The following is a 17,644-nucleotide window of genomic DNA, read 5'->3' as shown; positions in this document are numbered from 1 at the left end:
CGGACCCGCCACGCTCCTGCCGGACAGGAGCGGAGGGCTCTCGGATGGAGCCCGAGCGCTCATGACCACACCCTGAGCCGAGCAGGATGGAGCCAACGAGCAATAGTACCCCGACCCTCATGAGTGCCCCTCTCTCGAGTACACCCCGATTATACGAGGGGCTCTGCTTCTTCGATGGCCGTCAGCCCCGAAGTTCCGGAATCCGCACTCAGTCCGTGTAGGCGAACGCCTTCCAGCCCTCGCCGTCCTGCCGGTACAGCAGAACCGCCGCGTGGCCCGAGAGGTTGGCCACCGCGGCGTACACCTCGGTGCCGCGCGGGATGTTGATGCCGAGCCGCGCGGGCGGCTTGCCGTACTTCTTCTCCATCTCCGCGTACGGCAGCACCTCGACGTCGTAGAGCGTCACCAGGTCCGTCCGCTTGTTGCGCAGCTCCTTCACCCAGGTGACCACCAGCGGCTCGGGCGCGTCGAACCTCCGCTCCTCCAGCTGGAAGGGGAAGGAGAGCATCGGCACGGTGCTGCGCACGTCCCCGGTGAGCAGGTAGCCCACCAGGTAGCGGGCCTCGTCGCGCACCTGCTCCTGGACGCTGCCGGGCTCGGGAGGGGCAGCCGGGGCCGCGGGAGCCGGAGCCTGGGCGGTGGGAGCCGCGACCGGTGCAGGCGCCGGGGCCGCCGGAGCGGGGGCCGCGGAGGGCTGGGCGGCGGGGGCGGCTGCCTCGGCGGCGGCCTCCTGCCTGCGGCGGCGGCGCGGCCTCTCGGCGGGAGCCTGCTCCCCAGCCGGAGCTGCCTGCTCCCCAGCGGGTGCCGCCTGCTCGGCGGCCGGAGCGGGCGCCGGAGCCGGCTCGGCCGCCGGGGCGGCGGGAGCTTCCTGGGCCTCCTGGGCGAGGACAGGTGACGCGAGGGTAACGAGCAGGGCCAGAGACCAGCGACGCATGAAACCTCCGGAAAACGGAGCACAGCCTAGCAGAGCGCACGGCCGCCTGGGATCGACCTCCCTGCCGCCGGGCAGGCCTCCCCCCTTCCTCCCCCCGCTACCCGTTTCACACGGTTGGTGCAAGCGGGGGCGAAGGTTGCTATTGGCCCCCCCTCGATGCCCAAGCGTAACGATATCCGGAAGGTTCTCGTCATTGGCTCTGGCCCGATCGTCATCGGCCAGGCGGTCGAGTTCGACTACTCAGGAACCCAGGCCACCAAGGCGCTGCGGGAGGAAGGCGTCGAGGTCGTCCTCTTGAACAGCAACCCGGCGACGGTCATGACCGATCCGGAGTTTGCTCACCGCACGTACATCGAGCCCATCACCGTCGAGGTCGCCGAGCGGATCATCGCCCAGGAGCGCCCCGACTCCGTCCTCCCCACCATGGGCGGTCAGACGGCGCTCAACCTCGCCAAGGCGCTCGCCGAGCAGGGCATCCTCGAGAAGTACGGGGTGAAGCTCATCGGCGCCTCGCTCGAGGCCATCAACAAGGCCGAGGACCGGCTCCTCTTCAAGCAGGCCATGGAGCGCATCGGCGTGGCCCTGCCCAAGAGCGGCTACGCCACCACCATCGACCAGGCCCTCGCCCTGGCGGACGAGATCGGCTTCCCCGCCATCATCCGCCCCTCCTTCACCCTGGGGGGCACCGGCGGCGGCATCGCCTACAACCGCGAGGAGTACGAGGCCATCTGCCGCTCCGGCCTCAAGGCCAGCCCCACCAGCACCATCCTCATCGAGGAGAGCGTGCTCGGCTGGAAGGAGTACGAGCTGGAGGTGGTCCGCGACTCGGCGGACAACGTCATCATCGTCTGCTCCATCGAGAACCTGGATCCCATGGGCGTGCACACCGGTGACTCCATCACCGTGGCCCCGGCCCAGACGCTCACGGATCGCGAGTACCAGCGGCTGCGCGAAGCCTCCATGCGCATCATCCGGGAGATCGGCGTCGACACGGGGGGCTCCAACATCCAGTTCGGCGTCAACCCGCGCGACGGCCGCATCGTCGTCATCGAGATGAACCCGCGCGTGTCGCGCTCCAGCGCGCTGGCCTCGAAGGCCACGGGCTACCCCATCGCCAAGGTGGCGGCGAAGCTGGCGCTCGGCTACACGCTGGACGAGCTGCGCAACGACATCACCCGCGACACCCCGGCCTCCTTCGAGCCCACGCTGGACTACGTGGTGGTGAAGGTGCCGCGCTTCAACTTCGAGAAGTTCCCCCACGCCAACCGCACCCTCACCACCAGCATGCGCGCGGTGGGCGAGGTGATGGCCATTGGCCGCACCTTCCGCGAGGCCTACCTCAAGGCCATGCGCTCCATGGAGTCCGGCCGCACCGGCCTGGAGGCTCCCGAACTCCCCGAGAACAAGGAGGAGCGGCGCAAGGTGCTGCGCGATTACGTGCGCGTACCCCGTCCCGAGCGGCCCGGCTACGTGGTGCAGGCCTTCCGCGAGGGCATGACGGTGGAGGAGGTGCACGAGCTCTCCGCCATCGATCCGTGGTTCCTGCGCCACATCCAGGCGCTGGTGCACGAGGCGAAGCACATCCAGGAGTTCGGCAAGCTGGAGAAGGTGCCGGACGAGGTGCTGCGCGCGGCGAAGTCGGACGGCTTCGCGGACAAGTACCTGGCGCAGCTGCTGGGCTGCACCGAGGCCGATGTCCGGGCGCGCCGGCACGCGAAGGGCATCCGGCCCGTATACAAGCGGGTGGACACCTGCGCCGCCGAGTTCGAGGCGTACACGCCCTACCTCTACTCCACGTACGAGGAGGAGGACGAGGCGCCGCCCACCCCGCGCCAGAAGGTGCTCATCCTGGGCAGCGGCCCCATCCGGATCGGCCAGGGCATCGAGTTCGACTACTGCTGCGTGCACGCGGCCTTCGCGCTGCGCGAGGCCGGGTACGAGACGGTGATGGTCAACTGCAACCCGGAGACGGTGTCCACGGACTACGACACGTCGGACCGTCTGTACTTCGAGCCGCTCACCATCGAGGACGTGCTCGAGGTGTCGCAGCGCGAGAAGCCGGTGGGCGCCATCGTGCAGTTCGGCGGGCAGACGCCGCTGCGCCTGTCCGTGCCGCTGGAGAAGGCGGGGCTGCCCATTCTCGGCACGCCGCCGGACGCCATCGACCGGGCCGAGGACCGCGAGCGCTTCGCGCAGCTGATTGAAAAGCTGGGGCTGATGCAGCCGGAGAACGGCGTGGCGCGCAGCCACGAGGAGGCCTACCGCGTGGCCGAGCGCATCGGCTACCCGGTGATGGTGCGGCCCTCGTACGTGCTGGGCGGCCGGGCGATGGAGGTCGTGTACGACCAGCAGAGCCTGGAGCGGTACATGCGCGAGGCGGTGAGCGCGTCGCCGGAGCACCCGGTGCTGATCGACCGCTTCCTCAAGGACGCCACCGAGGTGGATCTGGATCTGGTGGCGGACAAGACGGGCGCGGTGCTGGTGGGCGGCGTGCTGGAGCACGTGGAGGAGGCGGGCGTGCACTCGGGTGACGCGGCGTGCACGCTGCCGCCGCACTCGCTGTCGCCGGACCTGGTGGAGCGGATGAAGGATCAGGCCATGGCCCTGGCGAAGGAGCTGGGCGTGGTGGGTCTGATGAACGTGCAGTTCGCCATCCAGGGCAAGACGATCTTCGTGCTGGAGGTGAACCCGCGGGCGAGCCGCACGGTGCCATTCATCTCGAAGGCCACGGGCGTGGCGCTGGCGAAGATCGCCTCGCTGTGCATGGTGGGCAAGACGCTGGAGGAGTTGGGCGCCACGCAGGAGCCCGAGTTCCGGCACGTGGCGGTGAAGGAGTCGGTGTTCCCGTTCGCGCGCTTCGCGGGAGTGGACGTCATCCTCGGGCCCGAGATGAAGTCCACGGGCGAGGTGATGGGCATCGCGGACGACTACGCGTCGGCCTTCGCCAAGAGCCAGCAGGCGGCGGGCGTGAAGCTGCCGAGGAGCGGCAAGGTCTTCATCTCGGTGAAGAACGACGACAAGCCGGCGGTGGTGGATCTGGCCAGGCGGTTGCGCTCGCTGGGGTTCCAGATCGTGACCACGGGTGGCACGCACCAGTACCTGGCGACGAAGGGCATCGAGACGCAGAAGGTGCTGAAGGTGCAGGAGGGCCGGCCGCACATCGTGGACAAGATCGTGGACGGGCAGATCGTCCTGGTGATCAACACGACGTTCGGCAAGCAGGAGATCGCCGACAGCTTCTCCATCCGGCGCGAGGCGCTGATGCACAGCGTGCCGTACTACACGACGGTGCAGGCGGCTCGGATGGCGGTGGGGGCGCTGGAGGCGCTGCTGCGCAAGGAGCAGACGGTGCGTCCGCTCCAGGACTACCTGGCCAGGAAGTAGCTTCGGCCCGGGGTGGGGCAGGCCGTGGGGCCTGCCCCCTCTCCGTCAGCCGCCGTTGGCCTCGCGCCAGGCGTCACGGTAGGCCGGGAGCGCCTCGCGCCAGGCGCCGTCCGCGTGGCCGTCGCGCGGGACGAAGATGCTGCGATCCCAGTTGTTGCTGCCCGTGACGGACTCCCACTCCATCCACAGGCAGCCGGTGAGGCGCGGGTTGTCGCGGAGCTGCTCCAGCGTGGTGTCCAGCTCGCGCGCCACCTGGGCCGTGTTGTCGACGCGGAAGGAGTCCGGTGAGGCGCCGCCCTCGGTGGACAGCGACTTCGGCGCGTAGCCGAGCGCCTCCCGGGCCCACTTCTCGTACCAGGGGCCCGTCTCCGGTCCCCATCCCATCTGACCCCGGGCGCCGCCACTGCCGGGGCTGGTGCCCGTGTTGACTCCGTCCTCCCAGACATAGGTGTGCGTGGCGATCCAATCCACCAGCCGGCGCGGTGGCGAGGAGGTCCGTTCGTGCTCGGCGATGCCCTGCACCAGCGCCTTGAAGTAGGTGTCCGGGGCGAAGGCGAAGGGCGCCTCGTCGCTGGCTCCGGCGGCCATGGGCGGGATGCCCACCTTCACCTGGCCGGACAGGCCCTCGCGGGCGAGCGCGTCCTGGATGGCGGCGAGCGCGTCCACCTGCCTCGCCACCGAGTCTTGCAGGTACTGCTCCTTGCTCACCTGGCCCTGGCGCCCCTCGAGGCCCGTCTCGATGTTGGGCTCGTTGCCGAGCTGGATGAGCCGCACGCCCATGTTCCCCAGCGCGACCGCCGTGTCCGACATCCGCGTCATCGTCTCCGCGTTCCACTGGTCCGGCGGGGAGGGCTCGTAGATACGGACCGTGGGGGTGATGCCGGCCGCCTGGAGCTTGTCGAAGACCTGCTGGATCTGCTCCTTGCGCTTCGGATCGTCGAGCTCGGAGGGCGCGAGGTTCATCGTCGTGTAGCCCACGCCGAGCTCCTTCATCTTCGCGATGGCGGCGTCCACCTGGGCGGTGTTGCCCGGATCGTAGGCGACGGGCCAGTGCGCGCCCAGCCGCCCATTGACCTGGATGCCGGGGACGACCTCGTAGGGCGCGTACACCGAGCCGGGTGCCCCCACCGGAGCGGGGCCCACGGGAGGCGTGACGGGCGTGGGGTTCCGCACCTGGCCCGGGCCGCGGTCGCGGTACTCGTCGCTCTGGCGGAACATGGCCACCAGGGTGTCGCGGATCTCCGCGTCCGTCTTGCCCTGGGCGCGCTGCCGCCCGGCGAAGTCCATCCAGGTCTGCTTGCCGGCCGGATCACTGGCCCGCCCGAGCTCGGAGCGGTAGACGCCCTCCACCAGCTCACCCAGATCGGCGCGCGTGGGCTGGCCCTGGGTGGGGGCCGCGGCGAGCGCCTGCCTCGTGGCCGCGTCGTAGGCGCCGGTGACGGGCAGGCCCTGGTCCCGCTGGAAGGAGGACAGCGCCGCCTCGGTCGCCGGGCCGAAGGTGCCTGGACCCGTCGCCATCTGCGCCTGCGTGAGGTAGCCCGTCCGGACGAGCTCCTGCTGCATCGCCAGCACCTCGGGGCCCTCGGCACCTCGCCGCGGCTCGGAGGGGCCGGGCTGTACCGGTGGAGGCTGCATGGGCGGGGGCTGCACGGGCGGAGGCTGTTGCTGCGCGCCGGCCGGCACTGCCTGGAAGGAGACGAGGAAGTTGACGTGGTGGTTGGCGGGCATGGTGAAGGGGCCCACCTGCTGGCTGCCGAAGCCCGCGTAGGGGTTGCCCGGCACGTCCCTGGGCGTCACCCACACCTGCATGGCGTTGCCGCCCCACATGGGGATGTCGAAATACCCCTGCGTCGGCCCACCGGTGTTCTCGCTCGTCGTCCAGGCGTCCTGCTTCACCCCGTAGGCGTCGTTGAGCTTGGGGCTCGCCGAGGTGACGGGTTGGCCCGGCCCATGGGTGAACTGGACGTCGAAGTAGCGGGTGAGATCCTCCGGGGGAATCTCCTTTCCGCTCGCATCGAGGATGCGCACGTAGACGTTGTGGTTGCCTCCCGACTGCTGATCGTTCTGGTAGGCCACCGTCCTCACGTCCATCGAGCCGTTGGGGCCCTGGCTCCGCTGGGGGGTCTGCACCTGGAGCCGCGCCTCCGTGGCGATGCGTGGATCGATGAGCGCGGAGGCGCGCGTGGCCGCCAGCTGGACCGGAGCCGGGCGGGGAGGGGCCTCGAAGGTGTCCACGGCGGTATTGCGCGGCGGGGCCTGGGTCTTCTGCGTCTCCTTCTCGGGAGAGGACTTCGTGGGCGTGGAGACCTTGGGCGTCTCGGTGCGCGGGGTGCTCGAGTCTGAGCGTCGGACGGTCATGGGGGACTCTCCGGAGGAGTGGAGGGGTGTGGCGGGACTAGGGCGTGCCGTCCACGGACATGGCGCCCGCGTTGCCGCGCATGAAGGCGTCCAGCTCCGCGGGCGTCACCTCGATGGGGCCCTTGTCCGGGTGCGCCGGGTCGCAGACGATGAAGTTGCCCTCGGACGTCACGCCCGTCACCGTCACCAGGTGCTCCTCGGCGCCGCCGCCGCGCGCCCACGTGTCCGTCTTCTCCCGCGCCGGGCCTCCCTCGGGTGGCACCTCCACGAAGTTGCCGGAGATGACCACCGCCTTGCCCTCGCTCACGGCCTGGGCCACGCTCGCCGAGTCGGCGGAGATGGACTCGGCGACGCCTCCGGCGGCCTCCACCGCGCGCTGCACACCCCCGAACTCCGTATAGGTGCTGTTCTCGTTGCCCTCGCCGCTCATCGGCGCGTACTGGTAGCCGGCGTCGGGGTTGTTCGGATCCACCGGCACCACGCCGTCCCGGGCGCTGTCGGCGCCGTTGTACATGTGGAAGCGCGCGGCCTGCACGTCCGCCCCATCGGTGCCGTTGTTCGGTACCCCGGGGATGTCCGGCAGCGTCAGCCCCTGATCGCGCAGCGCCATCACCACCGAGGTGGGGCCGCAGTTGGCGTTGCGCCCGTCCCCGCTCACCTGTGTCTCGGCGGTGAACTGGTTGACGTACAGCCCCTGTGCCCGCTCCATGGCCTGTGCGTCCGTCTCCGTCCGGGGCCGGGGCGCCGAGGAGGCCCGCGTGTACTGCTCCGAGACCCAGCCGCCGCGCTGCGTCGTGCCGTCATTCCACGACACGTGGACGAAGCCGTCCTTGCGCGTGGCGCCCGTCTCGTCCGGCGTCACCTGCAGCTCCGCACCGGGGGGGATGATGGCGGTGGGCGTGTTGCCCACGGTGGTGGGCGCCGTGCGCAGGTTGAGGAAGTCGGTGGAGACCCGCCGCTCGGGAGTCGAGCCGCCCGTCGCGGAGGCGTCCGCCGGGGCGGTGTTCTTCAGGGCGAGCACCTCGGGCGAAGCCGGAGTCCGCAGGGCCACGGGCGAGGTGCGCGCCGAAGTGAAGCTGCTCACGCCGGAGGCGAGGCCCCGAGCCTCGTTGGTGGGCTTCGTGGCGGTGGTGCCGGTGGCGGGCTTCGACTCGGAAGTCCTCGTGTTGGACACGGAGGGGGCCGACTGAGGGGTCTTGCGAATGGTCGTCATCGAGGGCTCCGCCACGGAAGAGGAGGGGTTGAGTTCGTTATCGGACGAATGCTTCCCGGGGTTGCGTCCGGGAATTCTTCCGTGGGTGGCGGAGGCCCCCTTGCCCCCTCTGTGAACGTGCGCACGGCGGCGGCGGGAACCACCCCGCCCGAGCGTCGACACCTCGGAGAGGGGACGGTAGCTTGAGCTCCATGCGCCGTTCCCCCCTCGCGACGCTCCTGCTGGCGGCCCTCGTGTTGCCGGCCTGTCTTCCCCGCGCGACGACGAACCGTCCGCCGCCGCCGTCTCTGATCTCGGTGGCGGATTCGCTCTTCGAGTCCGTCGAGAGCGAGGGCACGCTCGCCAGTGTCTTCATGGTGGACGCCGCCACGGGGACGCCCCTCTACGCGCGCCACCCGCACGTGCGCCTGCTGCCCGCGTCGACGATGAAGGTGGTGTCCACCTCGGCGGCGCTGTCCGCGTTCGGCCCGGACTACCGCTTCCGCACGCCGGTGCGGCTCGAGGGCACGCAGCTGGGCAACCTCTTCCTCGGGGATCTCGTGGTGGAGGCCTCGGGAGATCCGTCGTTGGGCTCGTGGCGCTTCCCCGAGACGGCCGTGGCCTGCGAGCAGCTCGCCGAGGCCATTCACACCCGGGGCATCCGGCAGTGGCTCGGCGCGGTGCGGGTGGACAACGCGGACGAGGGGCCCCATGGCCTCTTCGGCCCGGGCTGGGCCTGGGATGACGCGGCCTATGCCTACAGCGCGGCTCCGTCCCTCTTCGTCTTCCGCGAGAACGTGGTGGACCTGTCGCTGGAGCGCCCCGAGGGCCAGGAGTGCACCGAGCAACCCCGCCGGCCCATCACGGTGCGCTACAGCCCGGCCTTCGAGGCGCCTCCCACCGTCGTGTACCTCGAGCCGAACGCCCAGCGCGCCGGGCTTGGCTGCGTGCGTGAGCGGGGCAGCGGGCGCATCCGCTGCGTGTGGCGCTCGACGGCGGAGCAGTGCCCGCGCAAGGCGAACATGCGTGTCGCCATCGACGATCCGCAGGCCCTGTTCACCTCGTGCCTGGAGGAGTCCCTGGCCGTGCGGGGCATCTGGCGCGCGCCGGTCGCGCCGCGGATGGCCGCCGTGCCCTCGGCCACCACGAGCGAGCCGCTCCTGGAGTTCGTCAGCCCGTCCCTGGCCGAGCTGGTGAAGGTGACGAACAAGGAGTCCCTCAACCTGTACGCCGAGCGGCTCGGCCTGCGCTTCACCCGCGAGCGCACGGGCACCGAGAGCTACACCGCGCTGCGCGACGCCATGACGCAGGAGCTCACGCGCCGGGGCATCTCTCCCCGCCTGCTGAGGGCGGCGGATGGCAGCGGGCTGTCGCGCTACAACGTGGCCACCGCGCAGGGGCTGGTGGGGGTCATCTACACCAGCCTGAAGGAGCCGTACGGCCCCGCGCTGCTGGAGAGCCTGCCCATCGCGGGCGTGGACGGCACGCTGGCGAACACCGCGGCCTCCAACGGGGCGAAGGGGCTCATCCGCGCCAAGACGGGGACGCTCTCGGGGCAGAAGGCCTTCGTGGGCGTCGCCGAGCGCCCCAACGATCCGGAGCACCCCCGCGTCGTCTTCGCGCTGATGCTGGGCAACATCGACGAGCAGCCCACGCTCACCGCGAACCAGGTGTTCGAGCACTTCGCCGAGGCGATGGTGTCCCTGCCCCTGCGCTGAGGGCCGGGCACCTTCACTCCGGGGGTGTTGCCTCCGAGGCAACAGCCACCTCCCCGGCGTGTTGCCTGTCAAGACACACGTGGTTTGGATTGCCTCGGAAGGCATGCGCCGGGGTGTTGTTTTCGCGTCCACATGTTTTTTTTCAGTGTTGATGTCTTGTCAGAACCGGTCTGACTGGAATAAAAGAGAATTGCTTCAAAACGCGAGGGGCAAGCCAATCAGGCTTCCCACGTTCAGGGGGCAATTCATGAAAATCATGTCCATCCGTATCCAGTCTCTCCGCCCCGTGCTGATGCTGGGCACGCTGTTGCTGTCGGCGGCCGCGCCGCTGACGGTGCACGCCGGGCAGGCGCCGTCGAGCCAGATGGCGGCGGCCTCGGCGCTCCCGCTCCGGTATGAGAAGGGCCTCTCGTATACCTATCAGTGGTCCGCCAAGGTGCAGGGCCGGACGTTCAACCAGGACGAGAAGCAGGTGGGGCAGAGCGAGAACGCCACCCAGTTCGACGCCCTGGCGCGGGTGACTCTGGTCGAGCAGCTCGATGCGGAGACGTACCTGCTGGCGCTGTCGCTCGAGGAGCCGCGGATCTCCCGCTACAACGAGGACGGGGCGATGGTGGAGGAGGAGCGGGATCCGGAGCTGATGGCGGAGCTGGCCCGGCCCGTCTACTTCAAGCAGAACGCCTACGGCCAGGTCAGCGAGCTGCTCCACTCCGCGAAGGAGAGCCCGGGCACCATCAACCTCAAGCGCGGCATCATCTCGGCGCTCCAGTCCTCGGTGAAGGATGTGGGGGCCTTCGAGGCGCAGGAGCAGGACGTCTCCGGTATCTACCGCGCGAAGTACGAGGCGTTCCGGGAGGGCGAGCAGCTCTTCGTGAGGAAGCAGCGCACGGACAAGGACTACCTCGCGTTCGCGGACCGGACGATCGAGGCGCGGGACTTCAACCTCGAGAGCAGCAGCGAGTCCGTGGTGAGTGACAAGTACGGCGTCGTCGAGTCGTTCAGCTCGCGCGAAGTCGCCAACTCGGTGTCCAAGGAGGCCAGCCCCTACGCGGGCGAGGGCGCCGGGATGTGGTCGGAGCTGGTGAGCGAAGGGCGGATGGACCTGGTGGACGTGAGCTACCGGGGCGAGGTGGAGCCCCCGGGTGCGGAGTATGTCGCCGGTGGCCTCATGGCCGCTCCGTACGACGACGGCGCCGGGAGCGAGGTGCCCACGGATCCGAAGCAGGTCCAGGCGCTGCTCTCCGAGGACCTCTCCCTGCTGCGGATGGATCCGCGCAGCCCGGAGGCCTTCAACCGGCTGCTCGCCACGCTGCGGGCCAGCCCCGTGGCGGTGCGTGAGCTGGGCCAGTCCCTGCGCCGGGGCGTCCTCGCTCCCGAGCTCCTGCCGGCCGCCATCGGCGCGCTGGGCTCGCTCGGCACCGACGAGGCGCAGTCCCTCCTGCTCGACGGCGTCGTCCTGTCCCCGAGGGCCTCGCTCGAGTCGAAGGATCAGGCCCTCGTGGCGCTCTCGCTCGCCGAGCGGCCCCTGCCCGCGGCCGTCCAGAGCGTGGAGCGGCTCAGCGCGGACGCGTCCTCGCCGCTGCGCACCCAGGCCACCCTGGTCCTGGGCGCCATGACGGAGAAGCTGCTGAGCGTGCGCCCGCTGGAGGCGTCCCGCATCGTGGAGCGCCTGGAGCGCGAGCTCACCTCCGCGCGTGACACCACGGAGCAGGATCACCTGCTGAGCGCCCTCGGCAACGCCGGCCACCCGGCGTCGGTGAGCGTCATCGCCCCCTTCCTGCAGCACGCCTCGCCGCTGCTGCGTGGCTCGGCGGTGGAGGCCCTGCGCAAGATGCAGTCGCCGCTCGTGGACTCGCTGCTGCTGGTGCGCTACAGCCAGGAGCCGGAGGCCTGGCTGCGCTCGCTCATCGCCTCGGTGCAGGAGCGCCGTGGCCGCGAGGCTCCCAGCAGCTCCATCCAGTCCCTGACGTACTACTGGTCCTGGCAGCGCGACATTGGCGGCAGTGACATCAAGGCCCGCCTCTTCGCCGAGCTGGACGTGCGCGACACCCCGGACCTCTACGTGCGCGCGCTGGGCCAGGCCACCGCCCACGCCTGGTCGTGGCAGTACACGCTGCTGAAGGCCTACGCCCTCACCGACGTGGTGAACGATAACGGCACCCTCAAGCGCCGCTTCGGGGCCTACCTGGATCTGCTCAACAACCGCTACTTCACCGCCGAGTACTTCCTCACCTGCGGCCAGACGCGCTCCGGCTCCCTGGGCAGCTTCACGATGCAGTTCTTCAACCTGTCCAAGAGCTTCTACCCGTGGGGCATCCGGGTGACCTTCAGCATCGGCGCCAGCGGCACGGTGGATGGCACCTACTCGTACACGTACACGGCGTGCAACGCGCCGGTGCTGCTCTCGGCCGCGGTCACCGTCACCCCGGGGGCGCGCATCAGCGCCGTGGGTGGGGCCACCGTCTCCATCTACATCGCCCGGGCGGGCGCGGAGATCCGCGCGGACATCCTGAAGACGACGCTGCCGGCCACCGCCACGGGTGAGCTCCGCTACGGCGCGCTGCGCACCTGCCAGAACCTCTCCGTCACCATGCAGCCCATCAGCGGCAACCTGAGCCTCTGGTACCAGCTGCGCCGCTGGAACGGCAGCTGGGGCTCGCGCAACTCGTGGAACGTGTGGAGCTTCTCCAGCAACTCCTACACCCAGTCGCTCATCAACCGCTGCCTGCCGTGATGGGCTGACGCGGCCAGGACGTGGTTCCCACGCCCCGGCTCCCTCTCTCGGGGGGGCCGGGGTGTTCGCTCGTACAGGGATGTGCCTGGTTTCAGGCCGAGGGGATGGGGGACGCGTAGGCGCCCGCGGACTCCGGGGCGTCCGTGAAGGACTCGGCCGCGGTGGGCAGGAGGACGCGGAAGGTGGTCCCCTCGCCCACGGTGCTCTCCACGGACAGCTCGCCTCCCAGTGCGCGGATGATCTCGTGGCTGATGGGCAGTCCCAGGCCCGTGCCTTCCCCCGCGGACTTGGTGGTGAAGAAGGGCTCGAAGATGCGCTCGAGGTTCTCGGGAGGGATGCCGCAGCCGGTGTCCCGCACCTCCACCACCACCCGTGAGCCGTCCTGGACGCGTGTCTTCAACCGGATCTCCCCACCTGTCTGGGGCATGGCCTGCGCGGCGTTGACCAGCAGGTTCACGAAGACCTGGGCCAGCTGCACGGCATTGCCCTGCACCTGGGGCAGCTGGCCATAGTCGCGCACCAGCCGGGCCCGGCTGCACACCTTGCCCTTGACCAGATGGAGGGATGTCTCCAGCACCTCGTGGAGCTCCAGCGGCTGCGAGGAGACCGGATCTCCTCGCGAGAGCGATTGCAGGCTCTGGACGATGAGGCGCATGCGCTCGGCCCCCTCGCGCGCCTCGGCGACCGCCTCCAGCAGATCGCTCTTCACCTCCTCCGGCTGCTCCAACTGGCGCAGCTCGCTCTGGATGAAGCCGAGGTTGCTGGAGACGAACGCGAGCGGGTTGTTGATCTCATGCGCCACGCCCGCCGCGAGCATCCCGATGGAGGCCATCCGCTCGTTGAGCCGCAGGCGTGCCTCGCTCTCGCGCTGCTCGGTGATGTCCCGGACCGTGACGGCCAGACAGTCACCCACGGCCCGCAGCTCGCGGCGGAACCAGCGGCGCCCGCTCCCGGAGGTCTCCTGGAGCACTTCCTCGGTCTGGGGCTTGCCCGTCCGCCAGAAGGCCTCGCACGCCGCGGGGGTCGCGATGAAGGCCGCATGCGGGAACTCGGAGAGGAAGTGCCCCTCGGCCTCGCGCGCGCGGCAGCCCAGCAGCGACTCGGCATGGGTGTTGAGGTGCAGGACGCGCATCCCCTCGGTCTCGCCCCGCAGGATGAAGAAGGCGTCGAAGCTGCCGCCCACCGCCAGGCGGAAGAGGGCCTCGTTGCGGCGCCGGGCCTCATCTCCGCGCAGCTGGGTGGACAGATCCCGGGCAATGCCGAACAGCCCGATCACCTGCCCATCCTCACTCCGGATCACGCCCTTGGTGGAGAACCACTCGCGCTGCGACCCCGCCATGCGCTCGCTCATCTCCGAGTGCAGCACCCGCCCGGCCAGCAGCACCTGCCGGTCGAACTCCATGGTGGCCTCCGCTTCCCCTGGGGGCACCAGCTCGTCGTCCTTGTGGCCGAGGATGTCTTCCACCGCATGCCCGAGGAAGCACGCCCCGGCGCCGTTGATGAAGGTGTAGCGGCCCTGGAGATCCTTGGTGAAGACCGCATCCGGCGAATGCTCGGCCAGGTGCAGGAAGAGCTCCCGGTAGGGCAGCCCGGGTGGTGGGACCGAATGCCCCGTATTCAGGACGGCCTCACCTGAAACGCGATGCTCGCTCATGGAGATCCCCCCGGGGTTGCTGCATCTCCATGTAATTAATGTGTTGCTGGAAATCCTTGCGGAAGCCGCGACCCGACTTCCGTTGAGAACTCCACCTTGCACATGCCGTCTGGCGAACAGCTGGCTTCAGGGCTTCTCGTGGGGGCCGACCGGAACAGGCCGATGCTCGGTGTAGAGCTGATCCCTCCAGCGCACCAGGTCCGCGAACCGCTCCGCGAGCGCCGGGTGCGTCCAGGCCTTCCTCCGGCCCGGCCCCAGCGGGATGAAGAGCTCGTCCACGGGCTGGATGAACTGGAGCGTCAGCGCCATGGTGATGTCCGCGTACGAGAACGTGCCGGTGAGGTATTTGCGGCCCTGGAGTCCCGCGCGCAGCTGCTCGAGCCCGGGCACGACCGTGGCCAGCAGGGCCTCCTCGGGATCCTTCGCCGCCTCGTGCTTGTTCGCGAGGAAGAGGGCCGCCATCCGCGCCATGGGTTTCAGCGGCCCCCGGGCGAGCCCGGGGATGAACGAGGGCAGGGCTTCCACCTGGGCCTCGGGGAACTGCATGAGCCGCTGCACCATGTACGCGCGCCCCACGCGCAGCATCGCGTCACCGCGCTGCTCCCATTGCTCGAGCTCCGGGAGCGAGGCCGCGGGGAATAGGGGAGACCCCTTACCGTGACGCTCGGCCCACTGGGCGATCGCGTAGGAGCCCATCGTGGCCTTGGAGCCCTCCAGCAGCAGGGGGACGGTGCCGCGTTGCCCGGAAGGCGCATGCAGCCGCAGACGCACCTCGCCCAGCAGCGGAATGTGTTCGCGGTACTGGTATGCCACGCGATGGTGATCCAGCGCCCAGCGCGCCTTCTCGGTCCAACCGGAGTAGCCCAATCCCACCAGGGTTTTCATGAATGGTGACTCTGTCCGGAGTCCGGTCCCATGGCAACAAGTCAGGCGTCAGGGCGCTGCTTCGGCTCCGGCGGGGAGGCGCTTCACCAGATCCCTCCAGTAGCAGCGCCGCACCTCGGAGGCGCCGCGCGGGCTGGGCTCGATCGTGGAGGTGAACCACGAGGCCTCGCCCCCGAGGAAGTGCGCGTGCAGATCGATGAGCATGTTCCCGCGTCGACACACGCGGGAGGGCTCGCATCAAAGCCCCGGCCCTTCGGCCAGAGCTGGGAAGGACACGTTGCCGATGACGAGGGTTCGTTGGCCGTCAGCCTCCCAAAGCTTCAGGGTGAAGGGGCCCACGGTCTGCACGTCCTCGGCCTGCACTTCGATGTAGAGAGTGAGCGGTTGATCTGGAAGAAGGGGCCTTGGCTGCCAGATGGACCCCTTCAGTTCTTTGCTCTTGGGGCCCGTGAGCATGGCACCTTGAGCCGTCCAGGGCGCCGCATCATCCGGAGCCTTCAAGTCCACCAGCACCAGCATCCTCCCAGGAGCCCGGCAGGTGATGACCCGTCCCGCTGACAGCGCCGCTTTGGGGCGGAGGATGAAATCGATTTTCGAGCAGGGGATGCCCTTCTCGTCCATCATGCCGGAATCGAACAGGCCCGAGAGTCCATCCGGTCTGTCCCGCTCCGCGCGCAGCCGATCGTTTTCCGCGCGCAGTCTCGCGTTCTCCTCGTAGGACTTCTTCAAATCGGCTTGGACGGACTCCACTGGACGCGGATTGCGGAAGATCCTCACCTGCCGCTCCCCTATCGCGGGATGAACGATCAGCCGGAAGGTTGCGCAAGCAGGAGCCGCGTCATCCGCGAAGCACACCCTCAATTTGCTGGGCTTCTCACCGCGTATCTCTTCGGAGGGAACGAGCGTCAGGGTGCGCTTCCCAGGGTCCGCGACCTCGAAGCGCTCGCGGCCTTCCAGCGTCAGCCCGTCCGCTCGTAAGTCCGAGTCGAAAACAAAGGTGGAGGGCTGTCCCGGGCTGATCTGTACCTCGGAGACCTCGTTGGTACCGTCCGCCGTCAACTCGATGCAGCGGTCTTCCGTCTCCCCTGGCGGAGGGCACGTCTTCGCGGTGGCCGAACTCCCCGCGACAAGCAGCAGCATCAGCAACGCGGCAGGCGATGAAGCAAACACGGGACACCCACTCCAGGGCAGGAACGGTGCCCGTCTGTATCATGTCTCCGGACCCGCTTGTGTCCGGGCCCGGTCCTTCCACTTCCCGTCCGATTCCCCGACTCTCAATCGGAGCTGCGGACGGCCCACACGTCCACCGTGGAGTAGATCCGCGCAGAACCCGGACCTCCACCTCCCTCTCGGATGATGGCGCCTCTGCCGCCCTTAAGACCGTCCGACATCTCGAAGCACACCGGGAACGGCTGCCCATCCCCCAACAGGTCGCGCGCTTCGGTGAACCGACCGTACACGCGCTCCTCGCCAATGGTGAGTGTGCCGGAGAGGTAGATGCGGCCTCCTGACTCACCCGCTCGGCGGGGCCCCAACTGGGCGGAGGCGGAGCCTTCGTGAACAGTGATGACCTGGGCGCTACCTTCCGGATTGAGGTAGGCGCTGACACTTTGCCCGACGCGGACGCCCAGCTTATCCGCCATGGCCTCGACCGCACCGGCCGGACACGGAGCAGGTTCCGGAGTCGGCCGCACGTGTTGGGGGGTCGGACATCCCGCCAGCGCATTGCAAACCAAGCCCGTACCGATGACCTTGGCGGCGCGTCCGAGAACCTTCGTCTTCTTCTGTTGGGGCTTCTCGCTGCTGTCGTCCATGCGAAGCATCGTCATCATCACAGGCGCGGAAATGGAGCCCATCGCGGGCTCGGCGCCTTCTCCGCTTGGAGGATCCAGCGGCTTCGCGGATTGCGCCACTTCACGACCGGACTCGGCTTGTCGAGTGGGAGTGGCCTCGGACGACGCATCGAGTGGCACCGTCCCAGGGGGAGAGCGCAACGAAGTGGCGAACAGGAGCGCGCCGAGCACCATGGCCGCGCCCCCCGCTGCCGCGGCGAAACGAGAGCGACGACGCGACACCGGAGGGATCGGAGCTGCTGCCGCTCGTGGCGCTTCGAAAAGGGCCGGGGCTTGGGATGCAGGAGGCGCAACCGGCTCCGGGACAGGAGCAACGGCAACAGCGGGCGCCTTCTCTTCCGGGATGGCGGCGAGAACTTCGGCCTCGGGAACAGGAGCCGGAGCCTTCTTCGGTGGCTTCCGGCCTCTCCGCCGCTCTTTCTTCAGCCAACGTCGGAGCCAGCGCTTCGAGTCGGCCACATCCACCAGCGCGGGATCTTCCTCGGTCGTCCTGTTGTGGGGCGTGTCCGGTTCGAACAGCGGGAGGTCCCAGCTTGCATCAACCTCGGCGTTGGCCATGGCCGCATCGAGTGCCGCGCAGAAATCGACCACGCGCTCGTAGCGTGCTGCCGGGTCCTTCTCCAGCATCCGCATGCACACGTCCGAGAGCGCTCGCGGCACGCGGGGATTGATGACGTGCGGAGCAACAGGCGTCTGGTGGAGGATGCGTTCCGCGAGTCCTCCCTCTTCTTCGTCCTCCCGGTCCCCGAACGGAAGGATGTCCGTCAGCAGCCAATAGAACGACACCCCGAGGGCCCAAAGCTCGTCCGCTGGGCTGTAGTCGTAGCTCCCGGAATCGTTCTCTCTGCTGAAACGCCATGCCTCCGGCGCGCGAAACTCGATGGTTCCCGGCGGAAGGCGCGAGCTGGTCGGGGCTGGGAGCCCCGTGAGCG

11 protein-coding genes are annotated in these 17,644 nt (G+C 69.2%); 3 read left to right on the top strand and 8 right to left on the bottom strand.

Features of this window, described 5'->3' with window-relative positions:
- Window positions 1-208 precede the first annotated feature (208 nt).
- Window positions 209-934 carry a hypothetical protein gene (locus AC16DP_RS43640; RefSeq protein WP_329729800.1) on the bottom strand — a complete coding sequence of 242 codons (726 nt, stop codon included), beginning with the start codon at window positions 932-934 and terminating at the stop codon, window positions 209-211.
- A gap of 156 nt (window positions 935-1,090) precedes the next feature.
- Between AC16DP_RS43640 and carB the strand changes: the two genes are divergently transcribed.
- Window positions 1,091-4,318 (top strand): carbamoyl-phosphate synthase large subunit, encoded by a 3,228-nt coding sequence (gene carB / locus AC16DP_RS43635; RefSeq protein WP_329729801.1) that lies wholly within the window; start codon window positions 1,091-1,093, stop codon window positions 4,316-4,318.
- Window positions 4,319-4,363: 45 nt separating this feature from the next.
- Here the strand turns inward: carB and AC16DP_RS43630 are convergent, their stop codons facing one another.
- Together AC16DP_RS43630 and AC16DP_RS43625 are read right to left on the bottom strand one after the other, a co-directional pair.
- The gene (locus AC16DP_RS43630) at window positions 4,364-6,676 is read right to left on the bottom strand and encodes a peptidoglycan-binding domain-containing protein (protein ID WP_329729802.1); all 2,313 of its coding nucleotides are present in this window, start codon (window positions 6,674-6,676) and stop codon (window positions 4,364-4,366) included.
- Between the two features lie 37 nt (window positions 6,677-6,713).
- Window positions 6,714-7,889, bottom strand: coding sequence for an SH3 domain-containing protein (locus AC16DP_RS43625; RefSeq protein WP_329729803.1), 1,176 nt, complete (start codon window positions 7,887-7,889; stop codon window positions 6,714-6,716).
- A 191-nt stretch (window positions 7,890-8,080) separates the two neighbouring features.
- Here AC16DP_RS43625 and dacB point away from each other — a divergent pair, with 191 nt between their 5' ends.
- On the top strand, window positions 8,081-9,586 hold the full coding sequence (dacB, locus tag AC16DP_RS43620) for a D-alanyl-D-alanine carboxypeptidase/D-alanyl-D-alanine endopeptidase (RefSeq protein ID WP_329729804.1): 1,506 nt from the start codon (window positions 8,081-8,083) through the stop codon (window positions 9,584-9,586).
- A gap of 247 nt (window positions 9,587-9,833) precedes the next feature.
- Complete coding sequence (locus AC16DP_RS43615) at window positions 9,834-12,320, top strand: HEAT repeat domain-containing protein (RefSeq protein WP_329729805.1); 2,487 nt, start codon at window positions 9,834-9,836, stop codon at window positions 12,318-12,320.
- 91 nt (window positions 12,321-12,411) lie between these two features.
- Here the strand turns inward: AC16DP_RS43615 and AC16DP_RS43610 are convergent, their stop codons facing one another.
- The 5 genes from AC16DP_RS43610 to AC16DP_RS43590 form a co-directional block, all read right to left on the bottom strand.
- Window positions 12,412-13,974, bottom strand: a complete 1,563-nt coding sequence (locus AC16DP_RS43610) for an ATP-binding protein (RefSeq protein WP_329729806.1) — start codon at window positions 13,972-13,974, stop codon at window positions 12,412-12,414.
- Window positions 13,975-14,100: 126 nt separating this feature from the next.
- Complete coding sequence (locus AC16DP_RS43605) at window positions 14,101-14,859, bottom strand: glutathione S-transferase family protein (RefSeq protein ID WP_329729807.1); 759 nt, start codon at window positions 14,857-14,859, stop codon at window positions 14,101-14,103.
- Window positions 14,860-14,907: 48 nt separating this feature from the next.
- Window positions 14,908-15,063, bottom strand: a complete 156-nt coding sequence (locus AC16DP_RS43600) for a hypothetical protein (protein WP_329729808.1) — start codon at window positions 15,061-15,063, stop codon at window positions 14,908-14,910.
- A 33-nt stretch (window positions 15,064-15,096) separates the two neighbouring features.
- Window positions 15,097-15,999 (bottom strand): DUF2381 family protein, encoded by a 903-nt coding sequence (locus tag AC16DP_RS43595; protein WP_329729812.1) that lies wholly within the window; start codon window positions 15,997-15,999, stop codon window positions 15,097-15,099.
- A 134-nt stretch (window positions 16,000-16,133) separates the two neighbouring features.
- On the bottom strand, window positions 16,134-17,644 hold a 1,511-nt coding region (locus AC16DP_RS43590), incomplete at its 5' end, for a serine/threonine-protein kinase (protein WP_483957067.1).

The sequence above is a fragment of the Archangium sp. genome (assembly GCF_057119385.1).
This window is presented reverse-complemented; position numbering and strand designations above follow the sequence as displayed.